Below are 20,122 nucleotides of genomic sequence, written 5' to 3' on the forward strand. Positions count from 1 at the left end.
GCCCGGCGATTTCCGATCAGTCCAAAACTCCAAAGAAGAAGGGGAAATCATGAAGAGCTTCGATCTGAAGAAAGTCGCCGGCATGCTGGCTGTGGCCGTGGCGGGATTCAGCCTGACGGCGGCAAGCGTGGCGGCCGATACGGCGCCGGCCGTCGACAAGGATACGTTGACGGTTGGCATCGCCAACAACAAACCCTGGGCTTACCGGGACACGGATGGCGTCTACAAGGGCGTGAACATCGACATCCTGCGCGCCGTGTTCGAGCCGCTGGGCGTCAAGCATTTCAATTTCGCCATCGGCGATTTCGGCTCGCTGATCCCGGGACTGGCTTCCAGGCGTTTCGACGTGGTCGATTCCGGCGTGGTCATCACGCCGCAGCGTTGTGAGCTGGTATTGTTCGGCGACCCGGAGCTGACCAGCCTGGACGCCTTGCTGGTGCTCAAGGGCAACCCGCGCAATATCCACAGCTTCGACGACGTCGTCAAGAATCCGGCGCTGAAGATCGGCGGCAGCCGCGGCGGCCAGCAGACCAAGAACGCCGCATCGGCGGGCGTGACGGGCGACCAGCTTCAGCAATTCCAGAATACCGAGTCCACCGTGTCGGCGCTGCTGGCGAACCGGGTCGATGGCATCGTGTTCACCTCGGGCACCGCCAACGCGCTACTGGAAGGCCCCAACGTGGGCGATAAGATCGAACGCGCCAAGCCCTTCACCGGCCTGATCGATCCCAAGACCGGCAAGGTCACGCAATCCTATATCGGCGCGGCTTTCCGCAAGGACAGCCAGGCGTTGCGCGATGCCTACAACCAGCAGTTGGCCAAACTGAAGGCAAGCGGCACCATCAACAAGATCGCCGGGAAATACGGCTTCAGTATCGAAGAAAAGGCGCCCGACGGCCTGACCAGCAACCAGATCTGCGCCGCCGGTTAAGCCGCGCGGCCAGGACGTCGTGCCATGGATTTCTTCGCAATTCTGGGCAATGTCTGGGGCGGCTTCGGCACCACGGCCAGCGTCGTGGCCTTGGCCCTGCTGTACGGCATTCCGTTCGCGCTGCTGTTCGGTACGCTCCAGCACGAGCTGACGGGCTGGAGGCGGCTCATCGTCACCGCCATCATCGAGTTCTGGCGCAGCTCGCCCATCATTGTCCTGCTATTCGTCTTCTACTACGCGCTGCCCATGATCCACATCGAGCTCAGCGCGCTGGCGGTGGGCTGCATGGTGCTGGGCCTGAACATAGGCGGTTACGGGACGCAAGCCGTGCGCGCCGGTTTGCAGGCGCTGGATCCGGGCCAGAAGGAAGCGGGCATCTCGCTGGGACTGTCGCCGCTGCAAAACCTGCTGCTGATCCAGCTGCCGCAGGCCCTGCGCGCCGGCATCCCGACTTACATCAATTTGCTGATCCAGCTGATCAAGGGCACGGTGCTGGTTTCGCTGCTGAGCCTGGCCGACATGACCTTCCGGGCGAAGGAAATCGCGCAGGTCACCTTTATGCCCACCACGGCATACTCGGCCCTGCTGCTCTCTTACTTCGTCCTTTGCTATCCATTGACCATTCTGGGCCGCTATCTGGAAAGGCACCATGGCATGCGGGAGCGTAAACAGGATGTTTGACGCGCAATTCCTCATCAAGGCATTCCCGGTCATCCTGGAATCGCTGGGCACGACCCTGTGGATCACGGTCGCTTCCTGCATCCTGGCCACGGTGCTGGGCTTCGCGCTGGAGCTCCTGCGCCGGGCCAACAAATGGTTCGGCTTTATCACGGACTTCATCCGGTCGACCCCCATCCTGGTGCAGATCTATTTCTTCTATTTCGTCCTGCCCAGGTTCGGCATCACCCTGCCGGCCTTGGTCATCGGCGTGTTCGCCCTGGGGCTGTACTACTCTGCGTACCTGGCCGAGGTGTTCAAGGCGGGCATCGATGCGATTCCGCGCGGGCAGACCGAAGCGGCGCAGAGCCTGGGCCTGTCCTGGGCGGACCAGGTCATACGCATCATCATGCCGCAGATGCTGCGGCACGTCGCCGCGCCCATGGGCAATTACTTCGTATCGCTGCTGAAGGCCACGCCTTACCTGGCCGTCATCGCCGTGCCGGAAATGCTCGGGGCCGCCCTGGAGCTGGGCTCGGACAGCTTCCGCTATGCCGAGCCCATGGTCGCGACCGAAGTGATTTTCCTGGTACTGGCGATCGCCATCGCGCAGCTGGTGCGTTTGCTCGAACTACACATGATGCGCTCGGCGAAGCGTTAAGGGGATTCCCATGAGACAAGAACCGCTTGCAACGGCGTCCGGCCCCGCCGTGCAAATCTCCGGCCTGAACAAGTGGTACGGCAAATACCACGCCTTGCGCGACGTCAACCTTAGCGTGGCCCCGGGCGAAACCATCGTCATCTGCGGGCCGTCGGGATCGGGTAAGTCGACGCTGATCCGCTGCATCAACGGATTGGAGCGGCACCACCAGGGCACGATACTGGCCAACGGACTTCCGGTGGGCGAGGACGCCAGGACGATGCGCGAAATCCGCAAGAACACCGGCATGGTGTTCCAGCATTTCAATCTGTTCCCGCACCTGACGGTACTGCAGAACTGCACGCTGGCGCTGACCCGCGTGCGGCGCATCGGACGTGCCGAGGCGGAAGGGATCGCGAACACTTTCCTTGAACGCGTACGCATGGGCGATCACGCGCGCAAGTATCCCAGCCAGCTGTCAGGCGGGCAGCAGCAGCGGGTCGCCATCGCGCGATCGCTGTGCATGAAGCCGCGCATCATGCTGTTCGACGAGCCCACGTCCGCCCTGGATCCCGAAATGATCAAAGAGGTGCTGGACGTCATGCGTACGCTGGCCAACGACGGCATGACGATGATCTGCGTCACGCATGAGATGGGCTTTGCCCGCGAGGTCGCCGATCGTGTCGTCTTCATGGATGGCGGCGCCATCATCGAAGAGGACACGCCGGCGTCCTTCTTCGGGTCGCCCAAGCACGAGCGCAGCCAGCGCTTCCTGGCCCAGCTGCTGCACTGAGCGAAGGGATGGCGAACTCAATATCAATAGCCGCGAGCCATATCGATGTGGCCGGATACCGGCAGTCCGTCCTCCAGGGCGCGCAGCTTCTGGACGACCTGCGCTATCCCTTCATCGTTCAGGGTGACGGCTGCAATGTGCGGAGTAATGTTGATGCGAGGCTCGCTCCAGAACACATGGTCGGCCGGTAGCGGTTCCTGCCGGAAGACGTCCAGCGCCGCGCCGCCAATGCGGCCATCCTGGATGGCCGCCAGCAGATCGGCTTCGGCCAGGTGGTGGCCGCGCCCGATATTGATGAGATAGCCGGGGGCGCGCATGCGGTCGAAGCAATCGCGATTGAGGATGTTCTCGGTTTCCGGCGTAAGCGGCAATAGATTCACCAGCACGCGCAGGCCATCAAGGAAATCGCCGAGCTGCTCCTGGCCCGCGTGGCACCGTATGCCCTCGATCTGCCTGGGCGAGCGGCTCCAGCCTCGCACCGGAAAACCCATGTCCGCGATATCCGTCGCGACCTGCCGGCCCAGCACGCCCAGGCCCATCACACCGACGGAGAACCCGGATAGCGCTTCAGGCGGCCGTTTGCGCCATTCCCGCTTGCCGCGGTCGACATCGTATTCGTGCATGCGGCGGAAATAGCGCAGAACATGGTACTTCGCATACTCCACCATCTGCCTGCCCATGCCGGCATCTTCGAGCCGCAGCAGCGGCACGTGGGCGGGCACCAGCCCGGGGTTGCGCCGCAACAGCTCGGCCAGGTATTCCACCCCGGCCGCCAGGTAGATCACCGCCTTCAGGCCAGGGCGTCCGGCCAGCAGTTCAGCGGGCGGTTTCCAGACCAGCGCATAGTCGGCCGCGGCGCTATCGCCAGGCTCCCATACGCGGATGTCCGCTTCCGGCAGGCGCGCTGTGAAAGCGTCCAGGAACATCTTTGTTCGTGTCGCGTCACCGCCGACATACAGTAGGAGTTTCATTCTTCGACCCTTGCCTCGATCCGTGTCTGGACTATCGGTTTTGCAATCAGCCAGCATATGGTGAGGCCGCCCCGACGGGCCCGCCAATTCTTTTTCACCGCACGCCTATTCGTTTCGAGAATGACTTCTATCCGCCTCCGATACATCGAGGTCTTTCTGGCCTTGATGCAGACCGGTTCCGCCCAGGGCGCCGCCAATCTGCTGTGCACGACGCAACCCAGCATCAGCAAGACGCTCGGCGCGCTGGAGCGTCAGCTCGGATTCCAGCTGTTCGTCCGTAGCGCCGGAAGCCGGCTCAAGCCCACCGCCGACGCCTATGCCCTGATGGTCGAAGGCAATCGCGTCAATGAAGAATTACGTTCCTTCCTGCAGGTCGCCGCCGAACTGCAGGCCGGCCAGGCCGCGCACTTGAACGTGCAGTCGACCGCGGCGATCGCGACCTGGCTGCTGCCCCGGGTGGTGGCGCGCTATAAGCAGGCGTGGCGCGAGGCGAGACTGAGCTTGACGGTGTCGGGCGCGGACGCCATCGTCAGCAGCGTGCGCAACCAGCACACCGATATCGGCATCGTCATCACCGGTCCGGAAGAAGAATTCCCTTTGGTGCGTACCGTATGGTCGGCGCCCATGGTGTGCATTTTCCCCAAGGGGCATGCGCTCGCCGCAAAGTCCGAAATCAGTCCCGAAGACCTGGCCGGGCAGCCGCTGATCGCGTATCGGTCCAGCCTGGGCCTGGGGAAAATGGTGGAGAACGCGTTCACCGGCGCGGGCGTGCCATTGCCCGCGGAAATCCGCGTCAACAATACCGGCGTGACCTGCCGCATCGTCGAAGAAGGATACGGCGTGGCGGTGGTCGATCGCCTTTCGCTGGCGGCGAACAACTATTCCAATATCGAATGCCGGCCCTTCGTGCCCACATGCCTGATGCGCATCGGCCTCGTGCTATCGGAGCGCGTGCCCTTGTCGATACAGGGACAACGCTTCGTTGAAACGCTGGAAGACTGCCTGAAAGCACTCTAGGGTTATCACCAGTCATTCCTGAAGTGAATGGCTGCACGCGTACAAAGAATTTGCGACGCCTGCATGCGTCTTCGATCATGACGGCTTCCGGGTATCCCGTATCGAGAAACGGGTCCGGTCTCTTACAAGGGGAAGCAAATGATCAGGCGTTTCATGGGTTTCGTGGGCTGGCTGGGCGCCGCCATGCTGGCTTGCCACATCGGCGTGGCGTCGGCGACCTATCCGGATAAGCCGATAACGCTGCTGGTGCCTTTCACGTCGGGCGGTACGTCCGACATCATGGCGCGCATGCTCGCCGAGCACCTGGGCAAAGTCTGGGCCCAGTCGGTGATCGTGCAGAACAAGCCGGGCGCCGGCGGCGTCATCGCGATGACGCAGGCCATGCGGTCCGAGCCGGACGGCTACACGCTGGTCCTGACCTCATCGGGCAATACCTCGATCACGCCTTATCTGTACAAAAAGCCGCCGTTCGACAGCGACCGCGACTTCGTCAACATCATCGTGATCGGCGAGGTGCCCTTCGTTCTGGTGGTGGACCAGAAGTCGCCCATCAAGACGCTGGCGGACTATCTGGCCGCGGCGAAGGCCAAGCCCAGGTCTTTGTCATTGGGCTCATCGGGAATCGGCTCGCATCAATACATGGCCGCCCAGCAGTTCGTCGCGACCGCCGGCATCGAGCTGAACCTGATTCCCTATAAAGGGACGCCGCAGCAGCAGACCGATCTGCTGGGAGGATCCCTGGATTCGATGATGGACAACGTCATTACCGAGATCCCGATGATCCGCACGAACAAGGTACGCCCGCTGGCGGTCTCCAGCGCGAAGCGCATCCGTCAGCTGCCGGATGTCCCGACCTTCGAGGAATCGGGGGTGCGATTCCAGAGCCTGCCCTGGTATGGCGTCGCCGCGCCCAAGGCGACGCCGGCGGATGTCGTCCAGAAGATCCAGCACGAAATCGCGGCCTTCCTCAACGACCCCGCGACGCGCGCGAAGCTGGAGGATATGGGGCTGGTCCCGGTCGTATCCAGCACCGAGGAAGCGACTCGGCGGGTGCGGGCCGACAACAAGGAATTCAAGAACATCATCGACCGATTGGGCTTGGAATTGCAGTAGCGGATGACGGCCCGCGCGGCCGCTTCCGCGGTACCGGCGGGTCTTTTGTAAATAACGCGGAACAGGATGGAACATGGCTTGGCGACTAGGCGTCGATTCCGGCGGCACGTTCACGGACGTGTGTTTATTCAATGACAGGACAGGCGCGAGCCATGTCTGGAAGCTTTCTTCCACGCCCGAGGATCCTTCGGTAGGAATCGCCGACGGGATCGCACAAGCGCTGGAACGTGCCGGTGCCGACCCGCGCGACGTGAGCTTCCTGGGCCATGGGACGACTGTCGCCACCAATGCGCTGATACAGCTGCGCGGCGTGCCCACCGGACTCATCACCACGGACGGCTTTCGCGACCTGCTGGAGATCGGCCGGCAGAAGCGCCCCCACCTGTACGACACCCAGGCGGTGAAACCGGTCGTGCTCGTGCCGCGCGTCCTGCGCAAGGGCGTGGTCGAACGGCTGCGCCACGATGGTTCAGTGGACCTGGCCCTGGACGAGGACGGACTGCGCGCGGCGGCGCGGGACCTGGCGGAAGAGGGCGTGCAATCGGTGGCGGTGTGCTTTCTCTATAGCTACCGCAATCCCGGCCACGAGCGGCGCGCGCTGGATATCCTGCGGGAAGCATTGCCTGGCGTCTTCATCTGCACATCGAGCGACGTGGCGCCGGAGTTCCGCGAGTTCGAGCGCATGTCGACCGTGGTGGTCAACGCGTATCTCGGCCCGGTCATGCAGCGCTATATCCGGCGTCTGTACGATCGCATCAAGAGCCTGGGCATCACGGTCGAGCCCAAGCTGACGCAGTCCAACGGCGGGATCATCAGTTTCGATATGGCGGCCAGCCTGCCTGTCCGCACCATCCTGTCCGGTCCCACGACCGGGGTGGTGGCGGCGCAGGCCATTTCCCGCAAGGCCGGCTTTCCCAACGTCATTACCTTCGATGTGGGCGGCACCAGCAGCGACGTGGCGCTGCTGACGGACGGCCAGTGCGCGCAGGCGAACCAGGCGGATGCCGGCGGCTATCCCATCAAGGCCCCCATGCTGGACATCCACGCCGTGGGCGCGGGCGGCGGTTCCATTGCCTACGTCGATAACGGCGGGCTGCTCAAGGTCGGCCCCCGCAGCGCGGGCGCCGATCCCGGTCCGGCGTGCTATGGCAAGGGCAACGACGAACCGACGGTCACGGATGCGAACATCGTGCTGGGCACGCTCAACACAACCACCTTGCTTGGCGGGCGGCTGACCGTGCGTAAGGATCTTGCCGAGGCGGCCATCCAACGCCTGGCGGATAAGCTGGGACTGAGCCTGATGGAAGCCGCACATGGCATCATCGCGGTGGCCACGGCCAACATGGCCAAGGCCATCCGCGTGATCAGCGTGCAAAGAGGCCACGACCCGCGCGGGTATGCGCTGTTCGCCTTCGGCGGAGCCGGGCCGCTGCACGCCGCCAGGCTGGCGCGCGAGCTCGACATGCAGCGGATCATCATCCCGAAGACGCCCGGCATCCTCTGCGCGATGGGTCTGCTGTTGACGGATCTGCGCACCGACTTCATGCAGACGCAATTCCAGGAGTTGCGACCGGAAGCCGTGCCGGCCATCCGGGATACCTTCGGCAAGCTGGCCGGTGAAGCATCCGCCTGGTTCGAGGGCGAACGCGTGGGAGCAGACGCCCGCGTCGTCGAAATGACCGTGGACATGCGCTATGCGGGGCAGAACTACGAGCTCTCGGTGCCCGTGCGCCAAGCGGACGCCGACGCGGCACTGTTGCGCGGCCTGGTCGACGGTTTCGAGCAGGCGCATCAACGTCAGTATGGCTTCGTCGTGCCGGAAGGAAAGATAGAGCTGGTCACCTGCCGGCTGGCCGCCATAGGAAAGACCCCGAAGATCGCCTTGCCGGATATCGAGCCCACCCGGGAAGACATTGCCGGCGCGATCATCGGCCGGCGCGACGTGTGGTTCTCGGAGCAGAAGTCCTGGATGACCTGCCCGGTCTATGCACGTGCCTCCCTGCGATCCGGCCATGCGTTCCAGGGCCCGGCGATCGTCGAGCAGATGGACGCCACGACCCTGGTATTGCCCGGCATGCGCGCGAACGTCGACGCGCAGGAAAACATCATTCTGGAGTTCCAATGAATATGCAGCAGTTCGCCGCGGTGGCGGCGACCGGATCGCCCGCCCAGTTGGATCCGATCACCGTGGAAATCCTGGGCAATGCGTTCGCGTCCATCGCCGACGAGATGGGCGAGGCGCTGGTGCGAACCAGTTACTCGACGAACATCAAGGAGCGGCGGGATTGCTCGACCGCGCTGTTCGACGCGCAGGGACAGGTGCTATGCCAGGCCGAGCACATTCCCATGCATCTGGGCAGCTTTCTGGCGATGCTGCCGCATATTCTGGCGCGCTACCGGCCCGAGACGTTGAACCCGGGCGATGTCTTCATCGGCAACGACGCCTATGAGGGCGGCGGCACGCACCTGCCCGACATCGTGCTGGCCGAGCCCATCTTCTTCGATGGTCGCGTGGTGGCCTGGGCCATGAATACCGCTCATCACGCGGACTTCATCGACCGCGGCAATGCTCACATCTACCAGGAAGGCCTGCGTATTCCGCCGGTCCGGCTCTATCGGGCCGGAGAGCTGCAGCGAGAGGTGCAGGAGCTGATCCTGCTGAACTGCCAGGTGCCGGAAGAGCGCCTGTCCGACTTGCGCGCGCAGCGCGCGGCCAACCAGCTGGGCGTACAGCGCATCCAGTCACTGTGCGAGCGCTACGGCGCCGACACCATCGTGGCGGCCGGTCAGGCGCTGCAGGATTATGCCGAGAAGAAGATGCGGGCCGGCATCGCACGCATACCCGACGGCACCTATCGCTACGCGGACCGCTTCGATCCGTATGGCCAGGACCTGGACCTGGAGATGTCCGTGGAAATCGTCGTCGAAGGCGACGCGATGCGCCTGCATTTCGACAGTCCGCCACAGGTGCGCGCATCGATCAATGTGGTCTACACCGCCTTGTTGGCCGCTGTGTATTTCGCGGTCAAGAGCCTGGTGGATCCGGAGGTATTGCCCAACAGCGGCCTGGCGCGGCCCCTGACGGTGACGGCCAAGGAAGGCACGGTGTTGAACTGCAAGCACCCGGCGGCGGTGAACAGCCGCATCAACGCCTGCCAGCGTGTGGTGGACCTGGTCTATGGCGCATTGGCGCCCGCCATCCCGGATCGCGTCACCGCCGCGGGCAACGGCTCGTGCGTGTCCGCGGTGTTTTCCGGAACGCGGGAGGACGGCAGCGCCTGGGCCTACCTGGAAACCATAGGCGGCGGCATGGGCGCGCGGCAACATCTGGACGGCCTGGACGGCGTGCACGTGCATATGACCAACACCTCCAACCTGCCCGCGGAATCCCTGGAGCAGGAATATCCGCTGACCTTGTTGCGCTACGAATTGGTCGACGACTCCGGCGGCCCCGGCCGCCAACGCGGCGGCATGGGCCTTCGCCGCGTCTACCGCGCCGAACGCGATTGCCGGATGATGGTGAACGGCTCGCGGCACAAATACGCGCCGTGGGGACTGGAGGGTGGCGGACCGGGCGGGAAGGGCGAACTGCGCTTTGGGCCGGGGACGAAGCCGTTCCAGGGCAACAGCGGGGTGTTGAAAGCCGGCGACATTGTCGAGGTCATTACCCCTGGCGCCGGGGGGTACGGCGATCCGCGGGAACGTCCCCGCGACTTGGTGCGCGAGGACCTGCGCGCCGGGAACATTGACGCAGTAACGGCGCGGACGGCGTACGGCTACGAAGCTGGGTAGCGCCCAGAAGCAAAATATTGGGCGGCAAATTTGGCCGACAGAAAAGGCCCGGTCGTTGAAGACGGGGCCTTTTCAACGTTTCGATGGAGTCCCGGGTCGTGAGACTGTTTACAGGGTACCTCTGTCCGATTTGTGTATCTTTTTCGGACGGCGGCAAGCCGGTGAGTCTCTGCTGATCCTGATGGACGCTCATATCGTTTTCTCCCTGAGGTACTCAGGGGACTGGCCTTTTTAGTTGAAGGACGTTGATGAGGTCCCATGATGTATATATACATCATGGGACACACGCAGTGTGCTCACTATCAGGATACGTTGATATCAGGCAGTCGAAACCGGTCCGGGCACCAGGGGGTATATATACCCCCTGGTGCCTGGAACTACATGGGAACGCCGCGAGCGGTTCTTGCAGCATGGCGCATCGGCGAAGTATATATACTTCGCCGATGCGCCTCCCCCGCGTCCCTTTCCACTCGATCAGCTGGCGATCCCCACCTTAATCATGAAGGGCGCCAGACTGTTAAAGACGCCGGACCGGCTCGCCCAACAAGCCTACTGCACGGGCTCTTTGACCTCCGACATCCGGTTGGTGAAAAATGCGTATACTAGGAAGTATATATACTTCCTAGTACGATATGACAACGACGGCTCGCTCACGCATCCAGATCGCCAAGCCGGACATCTTGGATTACCTGGCTGGCCAGTCATCGCCCGTTTTCAAGCTGACGGATCTACAGCAGATTCTGGCTGAACAGCGGGCGGGGTGGCGTCTTGCTCAACGTACCACCACGCAGGAGTTCATCGACTTCCTGGAAAAGCACGGCAAGCTCAAGACGCTTCGCTTTCCTTTCCCCCACCGGGCAGAAACACGTTTCGTCTGGGGTTCCGTGCCCTTGCTGGAAGTCTTGCTCACCCTCAAGCCAAGCTGCTATTACAGTCATTACACCGCTGTCCGTATGCATGGTTTGACCGAGCAGATTCCCAAAACGATCTACCTTAACCACGAACAGCATCTCAAGAGCCAGTCCACGGGCGGACTGGCCCAGGAGCGGATCGACGCCGCCTTCAAGCGCAAGGCCCGCGAGTCCAACAACGCCATTGACTTTGCAGACAGACGAATCTATCTCATCAATGGCAAGAACACGGACGAACTCGGCGTGATCACGGAGTCCGTAACCTATGACAACGAAACACCCGTCACCGTCCGCCTGACCAACCTGGAGCGCACGCTCATCGACATCACGGTCCGCCCGGCCTACGCCGGCGGGGTCTTCGAGGTGCTCAAAGCTTTCCAGTTGGCCAAAGATCAACTATCGGTCAATGCTTTGGCTGCCATGCTAAAGAAGATAGACCACACCTATCCCTATCATCAGGCTATCGGGTTCTATTTGGAGCGAGCGGGTTATCGGCCCAGCTTGCTGGACTTGATCAGGCGATTCCCGATGAACTACGACTTCTATCTAGCGCACAATATGGGAGACGTGGACTATGTGAAAGCGTGGCGTCTATACGTCCCCAAGGGGCTGTAGTCGCGCGACGAGGTCAAGGGTGAATTCGAAGTAGGTGTCGAAATCCTTGAGCATGAGATTCGGACTCATCGTCGCCTGCACGGCGGCGAAGTCCACACGGTGGAACTCACGATAGTCCCGGATACGGCCAAGCAAGGAAAGCGGCACGCGCTTGCGGTCGAACATCTCGGCAATAACCGTCCGGTATTCGTCTGTGGTGACATCCAGGCCCAGCATCGTGACGAGGTAGTAGACATCGACGAAATCGCGGGCACGCGCGCTACCCGCACGTCCTCTGCGGATGATGGGGCCGTACTCTGGCATCTGCTGGCAGATCGCCCGCAACTTCTCGCAGACGATCATTTCCGGGGAGTACACATAGATGATGTATCCCTCGAACTCCATGCTTTGCTTATGATCGACATATTCGTGGCGGCTGACGTCGATCAGGAACTTCTTGCCCTGCCCGAGATTGAGCGCGTATTTGCGCAACGCTTCTATGCCGGGGCCGTGCTCCTTGTATAGCGCCTCGCTGATCAGCTTGAATTCGAAGCCGTAGCCACCCCAGAAGTCGACCATGTCTTTGCTCAGATGCTCGGGCTTTTCAAGCATTTTGAGATCGAAGACCCGATAACCCTCGAGCCCAAAGGTTCGGGTCAAGGCACTGTCTACACGCCGATGCAGCTCGTCGGCGCCGCCAGGGAAATCGCCTGACATGGAGAAGTCGATATCGACTGATGCCCGTGCGGTGATCTGGTGGATCAGGTCGATCGCATTGCCTCCCTTGAGCACCAGATTTTCGAATAGCGTGTCGTCGGACAGGACGGCCTTGACGACCAGTCGCTTGATTTGGTCGATGGACAGGGTAAGAGGTTTACTCATAAAAGTCGCTGCGTAGGGTTACTTCAAATCATCCGCATTTGCATCCGGGCTCCGGCTCTCGCTTCGGAGTCTGAAGCCTCTTGGCACGGACGGGCCGCGATAGCCACTGCGCACATTGGTGGGCACATGAATGTGCTGTTGTGGCATGGCCCGCTCACGCGTCAGCTCCCGCCATTGGTTTCGGCTTGCATGCACGACCATCTCATAGGAAACGTACATGTTCATAGGAAACGTACATGTTCGCCGAATCGCGTTGAAGATACTTGCCGTCAGCCGTCGCCCATACGAGCCTCATATATCCGATTCCGGTTTAGGACGGCTTTTTCGTAGGGCAGGCGCTGTTCGGCCGTGACCTCGCCGGTCGCGGCGGTCAATCCCGCCAAGCAATGCGTTTGTCCGTCAATGTATTTCAGCCCTCTTTGTCATTGAGTCGCCCGTATGGGCAAGCTGCGCGCACCCTGCTTTGCGTTTTGTTGTGCCGTGCTGCCGCATGCTTGTGGCCTTAGCGTATCCCGGGTGTGCCGCCGCGGGGCTCTGTGCCCTATGCCTCTAGGAGTCATGGCTGTTCGGCTTTGATTCTTGACGCCCTCCGGCCGAGAGCATCGTTATGGGCCGGCGCGATGCGCTTGCGGCTTGGCGGCGCGCCTGGGCGGCGCGACCACGGGAGATGGCCCCACGGGTACGGGCTTGGGACGTTGTGGGCGAAGTTTTCGCCTAAGTCTCTGGCACCAAAGAAAATGCCCAGCCATGAAGGCTGGGCATCGAATTCTTGGTGGCCTGGGGCGGAATCGAACCACCGACACAAGGATTTTCAATCCTCTGCTCTACCGACTGAGCTACCAGGCCAACGCGAGCCCGCTACTATACACACTTTTTGGACATCGTGCTCTGCAACCGTACCGGTCGGTAGCAAAGCGCTATAATTCAACGCGTTCCAGCCCTGGCCAGCCTCCTCAGGCGCCCCGGGACTGCCCCTACTATCCCGGCCCTGCGGCGCGACGCAGGCGATGGCAAATGTCGGTCGACGTTCTTACTTTCGGCTTGAATCACACATCCGCGCCCGTGTCGGTGCGCGAACGCGTGTCCATGCCCGTCGATCTGCTGCGGCCGGCCCTGGACGGGCTGCGTTCCGCCTTCGGCGGATCCGTGCGCGAAGCCGCCATCCTGTCCACCTGTAATCGCACGGAAGTCTATTGCGCGGCCGAACCGCACGTGGCCGAGCATCTGCCGGCGTGGCTGGCGGACGTCAATCAGGTGCAGGCCATCGATCTGCGGCCGCATCTTTATCAGCACCAGCAGGACGGCGCGGTACGCCATGCCTTCCGCGTGGCCAGCGGGCTGGATTCCATGGTGCTGGGCGAACCGCAGATCCTGGGCCAGATGAAGGACGCCGTGCGCGCCGCCGACGAGGCCGGCTCGCTGGGCACCCTGCTGCACCAGTTGTTCCAACGTACGTTCTCCGTCGCGAAAGAAGTACGGTCCACCACCGAAATCGGCGCGCATTCGGTCTCCATGGCCGCCGCCGCGGTGCGCCTGGCCGAACGGGTGTTCGGCGATATGGGCGAGGCGCGCACGCTGTTCATCGGCGCCGGTGAAATGATCGAGTTGTGCGCCACCCACTTCGCCGCCCAACGGCCGCGCGAAATGGTGGTGGCCAACCGTACCGTCGAGCGCGCCGAAACGCTGGCCGGCCGGTTCTCGGCGGGCACCATGCGCCTGGCCGACCTGACGGAACGCCTGCACGAATTCGACGTCATCGTTTCCTGTACGGCCAGTTCGCTGCCCATCCTCGGCCTGGGGATGGTGGAGCGGGCCACCAAGCAGCGCCGCCATCGCCCCATGGTCATGATCGACCTTGCCGTGCCGCGCGATATAGAGCCGGAAGTCGGCCGCCTGGACGACGTCTATCTATATTCCGTGGACGACCTGGGCCGGTTGGTGCAAAGCGGCAACGATGCCCGCCGCGCGGCGATGGTGCAGGCCGAGGCCATTATCGAAACGCGCGTGCGCAATTTCATGCAATGGATGGAATCGCGCGCCATCGTGCCCGTGGTGCAGGAGCTGCAGCAGGGCGCCGATGCCATCCGCGCGGCGGAACTCGAACGCGCCCGCCGCCTGCTGGCGCGCGGCGAATCCGCGGAAGCTGTACTGGAACAGCTGGCGCACGGCCTGACACAAAAATATCTGCACGGTCCCCTGGCCGCGCTCAACCGCAGCGAAGGCGCCGATCGCGAGCAACTGCTGGCCATGGTCCCGCGCCTGTTCCCCGGCCGCGATACGCGGCGTTAGCGACGCTCCCCGATTATGGCCACGCCGTGTGCACCGCGCCGGCCCTGGCCCGCATCGCGCGCCCGTTTTCTTTCCCCATTCTTATCGCTTATGAAATCTTCCATGCGTGACCGGCTGGAGCAATTGTCCCGCCGCCTGGTCGAGGTGGACGCCATGCTGGCCGAGCCCGATACCGCCGCCGATATGGACCGCTTCCGCAAACTGTCGCGCGAACGCGCCGAAGTCGAACCCGTGGTGGCTGCCTTCGCTTCCTACTGCGCCGCGGAGGAAGACCTGGCGACCGCGCAGGAAATGCTCTCCGATCCGGAAATGAAGGGGATGGCGGAAGACGAAATCAAGGTCGCCAGAACCAAGCTGGAAGAGCTGGATGGCGCGCTGCAGCGCCTGCTGCTGCCGCGCGATCCCGACGACGGCCGCAGCGTATTCCTGGAAATCCGCGCCGGCACCGGCGGCGACGAAAGCGCGCTGTTCTCCGGCGATCTGCTGCGCATGTACACGCGCTATGCCGAGCGCCAGGGCTGGCGGGTGGAGCTGATGTCCGAAAGCCCATCCGAACTGGGCGGCTACAAGGAAGTCATCGTCCGCATCGAAGGCGAGGGCGTATACGGCCGCCTCAAGTTCGAATCGGGCGCCCACCGCGTCCAGCGCGTGCCGGCCACGGAGGCGCAGGGGCGCATCCATACCTCGGCCTGCACGGTGGCCGTCATGCCCGAAGCGGACGCGGTCGGCGAGATCGTCATCAACCCGGCGGACCTGCGCATCGATACTTTCCGCGCGAGTGGCGCGGGCGGGCAGCACATCAACAAAACCGATTCGGCGGTGCGCATCACGCACATCCCGACCGGGCTGGTGGTGGAATGCCAGGACGACCGTTCGCAGCACCGCAACAAGGACAAGGCGATGCAGGTGCTGGCCGCGCGCCTGAAAGACAAGCAGCAGCGTGAAAGGCAGAGCAAGGAAGCGGCCGAGCGCAAGAGCCTGGTGGGCAGCGGCGACCGCTCGGAACGCATCCGCACGTATAACTTTCCGCAGGGCCGGCTGACCGATCATCGCATCAACCTGACGCTGTACAAGCTGCAGCAAATCATGGAAGGCGATCTGGACGAGTTGACCGGCGCGCTGATCGCCGAGCACCAGGCCGAGCAGCTGGCGGCCCTGGGCGAAGAGGTCTGAATTGGCCTGCGCCAAGGACATCCTGTTCGCGTCCGGCCTGCCCCGGCTGGAAGCCCGCATGCTGCTGGAGCACGTGCTGGAGAAGCCGCGCGCCTGGATACTGGCGCACGACACGGATCCGCTGCCGCCGCAGGCCGTGCGCGCCTTCACCGTCCTGGCCGCCCGGCGCGCCGCTGGCGAGCCCATGGCCTACCTGCTGGGCGAGCGGGAATTCATGGGCCGCATGTTCAAGGTCACGCCGGATGTGCTGATCCCGCGGCCCGAGACCGAACTGCTGGTCGAGGCCGCCCTGGAATGGCTGGCCGGTTTCGAGTCGTTGTCCGTCCTGGACCTGGGCACCGGCAGCGGCGCGATCGCGATATCCATCGCCCTGGCGCGGCCGGATGCCGCGGTGCTGGCCACTGACCGCAGCCTGAAAGCCCTGAAGGTCGCCGCCGAAAACGCCATCCGCCTGGAGGCGCATTTGCATTTCGCCGAAGGCGATTGGTACGGCGCGCTGACCGCGGCGCAGAAATTCGACGTGATCGTCTCGAATCCTCCTTATATCCGCGCGCAGGATCCCCATCTGGAACAAGGCGACCTGCGTTTCGAGCCGCGCCTGGCCCTGACCGACGATGCCGATGGCCTGAATGCCTTGCGCGCCATCATCAAGGGCGCGCCGGCCCATCTGAAACCCGGCGGGATGCTGTGGGTGGAGCACGGCTGGGACCAGGCCGAAGCGGTACGCGGCCTGCTTGCCGCGGCCGGCCTGCGCGGGGTGGACAGCCGGCGCGACCTGGCCGGGATAGAAAGGATTTCCGGGGGGTATCTGTGAAATGCTGGCGGATACCTATAATGAAAGAATCACTTCCTTGATCGGAAGAATCACTTTTGTGAGTACACCATGAGCGACGTTCAAGAATTCATCCGCGAGACCGTGACGCAGCATCCCGTCGTGCTTTTCATGAAGGGCACGGCGCAATTCCCGCAATGCGGTTTCTCCGGCAAGGCCATCCAGCTGCTGAAGAGCTGTGGCGTGAAGAAGCTGGTGACCGTCAACGTGCTGGACGATGACGAAGTGCGCCAGGGCATCAAGGAGTTTTCCAACTGGCCGACCATCCCGCAGCTGTATGTGGGCGGCGAGTTCGTCGGCGGCTCGGACATCATGGGCCAGATGGCTGAAAGCGGCGAACTGAAGTCGCTGCTGGACGGCGCCGGGGCCACTGCATGACGATGGCCGTGCGCCGGCTGGTCGTCGGCGTGACGGGCGCGACCGGGTCCTTGTATGCGATCCGGCTGCTGCGGGCATTGCGGGACGTACCGGATGTGGAAACGCATCTGGTCGTATCGGCTGCCGGCGTACTGAATATCAAGCACGAGCTCGATATGACGCGGGCCCAGGTGCACGCGCTGGCGGACCAGGTCTACAGCGTGCGCGACGTGGGCGCGGCCCTGGCCAGCGGCGCGTATCCGACGGCGGGCATGGTGATCGTGCCTTGCTCCATACGCACGCTGGCGGCGGTGGCGCATGGGCTGTCCGACAATCTCATCACGCGCGCGGCCGACGTCACGCTGAAAGAGCGCCGGCGCCTGGTGATGATGGTGCGCGAGGCGCCCTATAACCTGGCGCACCTGCGCAATATGACGGCGGTGACGGAGATGGGCGGGATCATCTTTCCGCCGCTGCCGGCTTTTTATTTCCAGCCCGGTTCCATCGAGGAAATGGTGGACCAGAGCATCGTCCGGGTGCTGGGGCTGTTCGGCATACACCTGCCCGGACCGACCTGGGAAGGCGCCCGCTGAGCGCCCGGTTCCGGTTTCTACTCGAACCGCACGAAGCTCAAGGTCTGCTCGCGAGCATTGTCGGCGGCCGCCTTGCCCGAGTCATCGCCGCAGGCCGTTTCCGGGCTGCCCGGATCTTCCTGATCGAAGGCGGTATCGCCGTTCGCATCGGCCAGTCCGCTGGGCCGCAATCCCACGAAGTCGAACAACTGGCGATCCATCAGGTGCGACGGCACCACGTTGGCCAGCGCGTTGAAGACATTCCACGCCCGCCCCGGATGCTTGCGATCCCACTCCTGGATCATGCGGCCGACTTCCTTGCGCTTCAGGTTTTCCTGCGAGCCGCACAAATTACAGGGAATGATGGGAAAGCCGCGCTGTTCGGCATAGGCGGCCATATCGGCTTCCGGTATGTAGGCCAGCGGGCGGATCACCGTATGCTTGCCGTCGTCCGATACCAACTTCGGCGGCATCGCCTTGATCTTGCCGCCATAGAACAGGTTCAGGAAGAAGGTGCCCAGGATATCGTCGCGGTGATGTCCCAGCGCGATCTTGGTGGCGCCCAGTTCACCCGCCACCCGATACAGGATGCCGCGCCGCAGGCGCGAGCATAGCGAGCACATCGTCTTGCCTTCCGGGATGACCCGCGTGACCACCGAATAGGTGTCCTGCGTTTCGATATGGAAAGGCACCCCCAGGCCGCTCAGGTACTCGGGCAGGATGTGGTCGGGAAAGCCGGGCTGCTTCTGGTCCAGGTTGACCGCGATCAGCTCGAAGGGGAAGGGCGCGCGTTCGCGCAGCCGCATCAGAATGTCCAGCAGGCCGTAGGAATCCTTGCCGCCCGACATGCAGACCATGACGCGGTCGCCCGCTTCTATCATGTTGTAGTCCGAGATGGCGCGCGTCGTTTCGCGGGCCAGCCGCTTGGCCAGTTTGTTGGCTTCCAGGCGGGCCTTCTCCCGCGCGGCGCGATTGCCGGGCGAGGGGCTGGTTCCCTGGTCTGCGGATGGGCCACGGAAGGCGGAGGTATCGGGAGCGTTCATGATGAGATGCGGTCGGATGCCGCGCGGCCCCGGCGCTGGCCGGCTGCGCGCGGCGAAGTCGGTGCGGTGTCAGCGGCTGGTATAGATCTCCACGCCGACGGCGGCGCAGTCGGAAAACGCCATGGGTTTGCTGATGCGGATGCGCACCGCGCGGATGTCCTTGAAGTCCGCCATCAGCCGCTCGGCCACGCGCTCGGTCAGCGTTTCGATCAGGTTGACGTGGGCATGCGTGCATTCTTCCACCATGGCCTCGCGCAGGGCGCGGTAGTCCAGCACGCTATGGATATCGTGGTCGTCCACGCTGCGCGTGATGTCCACGTCGATTTCGGCATCGACGTGCAGCGGCTGGGTGGCGCGGCGTTCATGCTCCAGGATCCCGATGCGGGCATCCAGGGCGAGGCGCGAGAAGATGATACGGCGAGTAGGCATGGTTCGGAAGGCGCCCGTCCGCGGCACGCGGTCTGGCGTGGAGTTCAGGATGTGTGCCGCATTGTATGCCGCGCTCCGGTCCGCCCTGCGTGGGCGGCGCTATCGCTACAATCGTCGCGGAACGGTCAATCTCCACGGATCAATCGGAACGGAAATCGCCTGGGAATGCGGGATACATCGGATGCCATCATTGTAGGCGGCGGCCCGGCTGGCGCCTCCTGCGCGATCTGGCTGGCGCGGCTGGGCCTGTCGCCCCTGCTGGTGGAGGCCGCGTCGCGCCTGGGCGGCCTGGAAAATGACAATCCTTTCCGCGATGACTGGATCGCCGTGCTGCCGGGCGTCACGGGTCAGCAGGTCGCCGCGAATATCGCGCAAAGCGTGGCCGCGGCGCGCGTGCCGGCATTGACCTGCCATCGCGCGCGCCAGGTGACGCGCGCCGGTCGCGGATTCGACGTCATGCTGGAAACGGCGGATGGGGCGCCGTCCCAGGTGCATGGCCGCTTTCTGGTCATTGCCACCGGAGTGCGGGCGCGCGGTTTGCCGGGCGCGGAGCCGGGCCAGCAGTGGCCCGGCGTGCTGGTCGGTCCGGGCGTGGCGATCCACGAACAGGATTACCGCGGCCTGTCGGTGGCGGTGCTGGGCGGCGGCGACAACGGCTTCGAAAACTACGCCTATGTGCGCGAGCGCGGCGCCCGCGAAGTCCATCTGTATTCCCGCACGGTGCGCGCGCGGGCCCAATTGGTGGCGGCGGCCGCCACGCCGGACCTGCACGTGGGGGACTATGTGGTCGATCCGCGCGCGCGCAGCGTCAATGGCCGCCGCTATGACCTGATCCTGGTGTTCTACGGCTGGGAGCCGCAGGCGGCTTTCGCCGACGGCCTGCAGTTGGAACGCGATGCGCGCGGCTATATCACCACCGACGCCGCGACCGCGCGTACCAGCGCCGCCGGGGTCTATGCCATCGGCGAGGTGGCGAATCGCATGCATCCCTGCGTGGTGACGTCCATGGCGGATGGCGTGGTCGCGGCCAAGGCCATACAGGCGGAGCTGGAGCGTCCCGCCTGATCCCGGATCCCGCCCTTGGCGCGGCCCGGCCCCGGCGTCGCAGACGCCCCCGGATGCGGCG

At 63.6% G+C, this 20,122-nt stretch carries 19 protein-coding genes and 1 tRNA gene; 15 read left to right on the plus strand and 5 right to left on the minus strand.

The window, feature by feature from the left end; translation table 11 throughout:
* Positions 1-49 precede the first annotated feature (49 nt).
* From ehuB to ACNA0R_RS02325, 4 genes are read left to right on the plus strand one after another with little or no spacing between them, the layout of a single operon-like run.
* A complete protein-coding gene (ehuB, locus tag ACNA0R_RS02310; RefSeq protein ID WP_415824264.1) occupies positions 50-931 on the plus strand; it encodes an ectoine/hydroxyectoine ABC transporter substrate-binding protein EhuB in 882 nt (293 codons plus the stop codon).
* 24 nt (positions 932-955) lie between these two features.
* The gene (locus ACNA0R_RS02315; protein ID WP_415824265.1) at positions 956-1,612 is read left to right on the plus strand and encodes an amino acid ABC transporter permease; all 657 of its coding nucleotides are present in this window, start codon (positions 956-958) and stop codon (positions 1,610-1,612) included.
* Positions 1,605-2,249, plus strand: coding sequence for an amino acid ABC transporter permease (locus tag ACNA0R_RS02320; protein WP_086067238.1), 645 nt, complete (start codon positions 1,605-1,607; stop codon positions 2,247-2,249). The genes ACNA0R_RS02315 and ACNA0R_RS02320 overlap by 8 nt, the downstream gene beginning before the upstream one ends.
* 10 nt (positions 2,250-2,259) lie before the next feature.
* Positions 2,260-3,021, plus strand: a complete 762-nt coding sequence (locus ACNA0R_RS02325; protein WP_415824267.1) for an amino acid ABC transporter ATP-binding protein — start codon at positions 2,260-2,262, stop codon at positions 3,019-3,021.
* Between the two features lie 23 nt (positions 3,022-3,044).
* Here ACNA0R_RS02325 and ACNA0R_RS02330 read toward each other — a convergent pair whose 3' ends face one another.
* Positions 3,045-3,992 carry a 2-hydroxyacid dehydrogenase gene (locus tag ACNA0R_RS02330; protein WP_415824268.1) on the minus strand — a complete coding sequence of 316 codons (948 nt, stop codon included), beginning with the start codon at positions 3,990-3,992 and terminating at the stop codon, positions 3,045-3,047.
* A gap of 120 nt (positions 3,993-4,112) precedes the next feature.
* Here ACNA0R_RS02330 and ACNA0R_RS02335 point away from each other — a divergent pair, with 120 nt between their 5' ends.
* The 5 genes from ACNA0R_RS02335 to ACNA0R_RS02355 all read left to right on the plus strand — a co-directional run bounded on the left by ACNA0R_RS02335 (position 4,113) and on the right by ACNA0R_RS02355 (position 11,440).
* Positions 4,113-5,009 (plus strand): LysR family transcriptional regulator, encoded by an 897-nt coding sequence (locus tag ACNA0R_RS02335; RefSeq protein ID WP_415824269.1) that lies wholly within the window; start codon positions 4,113-4,115, stop codon positions 5,007-5,009.
* Positions 5,010-5,147: 138 nt separating this feature from the next.
* The gene (locus ACNA0R_RS02340; protein ID WP_415824270.1) at positions 5,148-6,122 is read left to right on the plus strand and encodes a Bug family tripartite tricarboxylate transporter substrate binding protein; all 975 of its coding nucleotides are present in this window, start codon (positions 5,148-5,150) and stop codon (positions 6,120-6,122) included.
* A gap of 73 nt (positions 6,123-6,195) precedes the next feature.
* The gene (locus tag ACNA0R_RS02345) at positions 6,196-8,247 is read left to right on the plus strand and encodes a hydantoinase/oxoprolinase family protein (protein WP_415824271.1); all 2,052 of its coding nucleotides are present in this window, start codon (positions 6,196-6,198) and stop codon (positions 8,245-8,247) included.
* On the plus strand, positions 8,244-9,914 hold the full coding sequence (locus ACNA0R_RS02350) for a hydantoinase B/oxoprolinase family protein (RefSeq protein WP_415824272.1): 1,671 nt from the start codon (positions 8,244-8,246) through the stop codon (positions 9,912-9,914). Before ACNA0R_RS02345 ends, ACNA0R_RS02350 begins: the two co-directional genes overlap by 4 nt.
* 632 nt (positions 9,915-10,546) lie before the next feature.
* Entirely contained in the window at positions 10,547-11,440 is an 894-nt protein-coding gene (locus ACNA0R_RS02355; RefSeq protein ID WP_415824273.1) for a type IV toxin-antitoxin system AbiEi family antitoxin domain-containing protein, read from the plus strand.
* Here the strand turns inward: ACNA0R_RS02355 and ACNA0R_RS02360 are convergent.
* Both ACNA0R_RS02360 and ACNA0R_RS02365 read right to left on the minus strand, forming a co-directional pair.
* Positions 11,417-12,301: a nucleotidyl transferase AbiEii/AbiGii toxin family protein gene (locus ACNA0R_RS02360; RefSeq protein WP_415824274.1), complete on the minus strand. Its 885-nt coding sequence runs from the start codon at positions 12,299-12,301 to the stop codon at positions 11,417-11,419. The genes ACNA0R_RS02355 and ACNA0R_RS02360 overlap by 24 nt on opposite strands.
* 770 nt (positions 12,302-13,071) lie before the next feature.
* Positions 13,072-13,147 (minus strand) — tRNA-Phe (locus ACNA0R_RS02365).
* A 168-nt stretch (positions 13,148-13,315) separates the two neighbouring features.
* On the opposite strand from ACNA0R_RS02365, the gene hemA reads away from it, so the two are divergent.
* The 5 genes from hemA to ACNA0R_RS02390 all read left to right on the plus strand — a co-directional run bounded on the left by hemA (position 13,316) and on the right by ACNA0R_RS02390 (position 17,545).
* A complete protein-coding gene (hemA, locus tag ACNA0R_RS02370; RefSeq protein WP_415824275.1) occupies positions 13,316-14,590 on the plus strand; it encodes a glutamyl-tRNA reductase in 1,275 nt (424 codons plus the stop codon).
* A 90-nt stretch (positions 14,591-14,680) separates the two neighbouring features.
* Positions 14,681-15,763, plus strand: coding sequence for a peptide chain release factor 1 (prfA, locus tag ACNA0R_RS02375; protein WP_415824276.1), 1,083 nt, complete (start codon positions 14,681-14,683; stop codon positions 15,761-15,763).
* Between the two features lies 1 nt (position 15,764).
* Positions 15,765-16,577 (plus strand): peptide chain release factor N(5)-glutamine methyltransferase, encoded by an 813-nt coding sequence (gene prmC / locus ACNA0R_RS02380; RefSeq protein WP_415824277.1) that lies wholly within the window; start codon positions 15,765-15,767, stop codon positions 16,575-16,577.
* A gap of 69 nt (positions 16,578-16,646) precedes the next feature.
* Positions 16,647-16,973 carry a Grx4 family monothiol glutaredoxin gene (gene grxD / locus ACNA0R_RS02385; protein ID WP_415824278.1) on the plus strand — a complete coding sequence of 109 codons (327 nt, stop codon included), beginning with the start codon at positions 16,647-16,649 and terminating at the stop codon, positions 16,971-16,973.
* An 8-nt stretch (positions 16,974-16,981) separates the two neighbouring features.
* Entirely contained in the window at positions 16,982-17,545 is a 564-nt protein-coding gene (locus ACNA0R_RS02390; protein ID WP_415824468.1) for a UbiX family flavin prenyltransferase, read from the plus strand.
* Positions 17,546-17,562: 17 nt separating this feature from the next.
* On the opposite strand, the gene ttcA is transcribed toward ACNA0R_RS02390, so the two are convergent.
* Together ttcA and folB are read right to left on the minus strand one after the other, a co-directional pair.
* The gene (gene ttcA / locus ACNA0R_RS02395; protein ID WP_415824279.1) at positions 17,563-18,567 is read right to left on the minus strand and encodes a tRNA 2-thiocytidine(32) synthetase TtcA; all 1,005 of its coding nucleotides are present in this window, start codon (positions 18,565-18,567) and stop codon (positions 17,563-17,565) included.
* A gap of 69 nt (positions 18,568-18,636) precedes the next feature.
* Complete coding sequence (gene folB, locus ACNA0R_RS02400) at positions 18,637-18,996, minus strand: dihydroneopterin aldolase (RefSeq protein WP_415824280.1); 360 nt, start codon at positions 18,994-18,996, stop codon at positions 18,637-18,639.
* A gap of 165 nt (positions 18,997-19,161) precedes the next feature.
* Here folB and ACNA0R_RS02405 point away from each other — a divergent pair, with 165 nt between their 5' ends.
* Positions 19,162-20,061: an NAD(P)/FAD-dependent oxidoreductase gene (locus ACNA0R_RS02405; protein ID WP_415824281.1), complete on the plus strand. Its 900-nt coding sequence runs from the start codon at positions 19,162-19,164 to the stop codon at positions 20,059-20,061.
* The last annotated feature ends 61 nt before the right edge of the window (positions 20,062-20,122 follow it).

Source organism: Bordetella sputigena (genome assembly GCF_965137885.1).
Lineage (GTDB): Bacteria > Pseudomonadota > Gammaproteobacteria > Burkholderiales > Burkholderiaceae_B > Bordetella_C > Bordetella_C sputigena.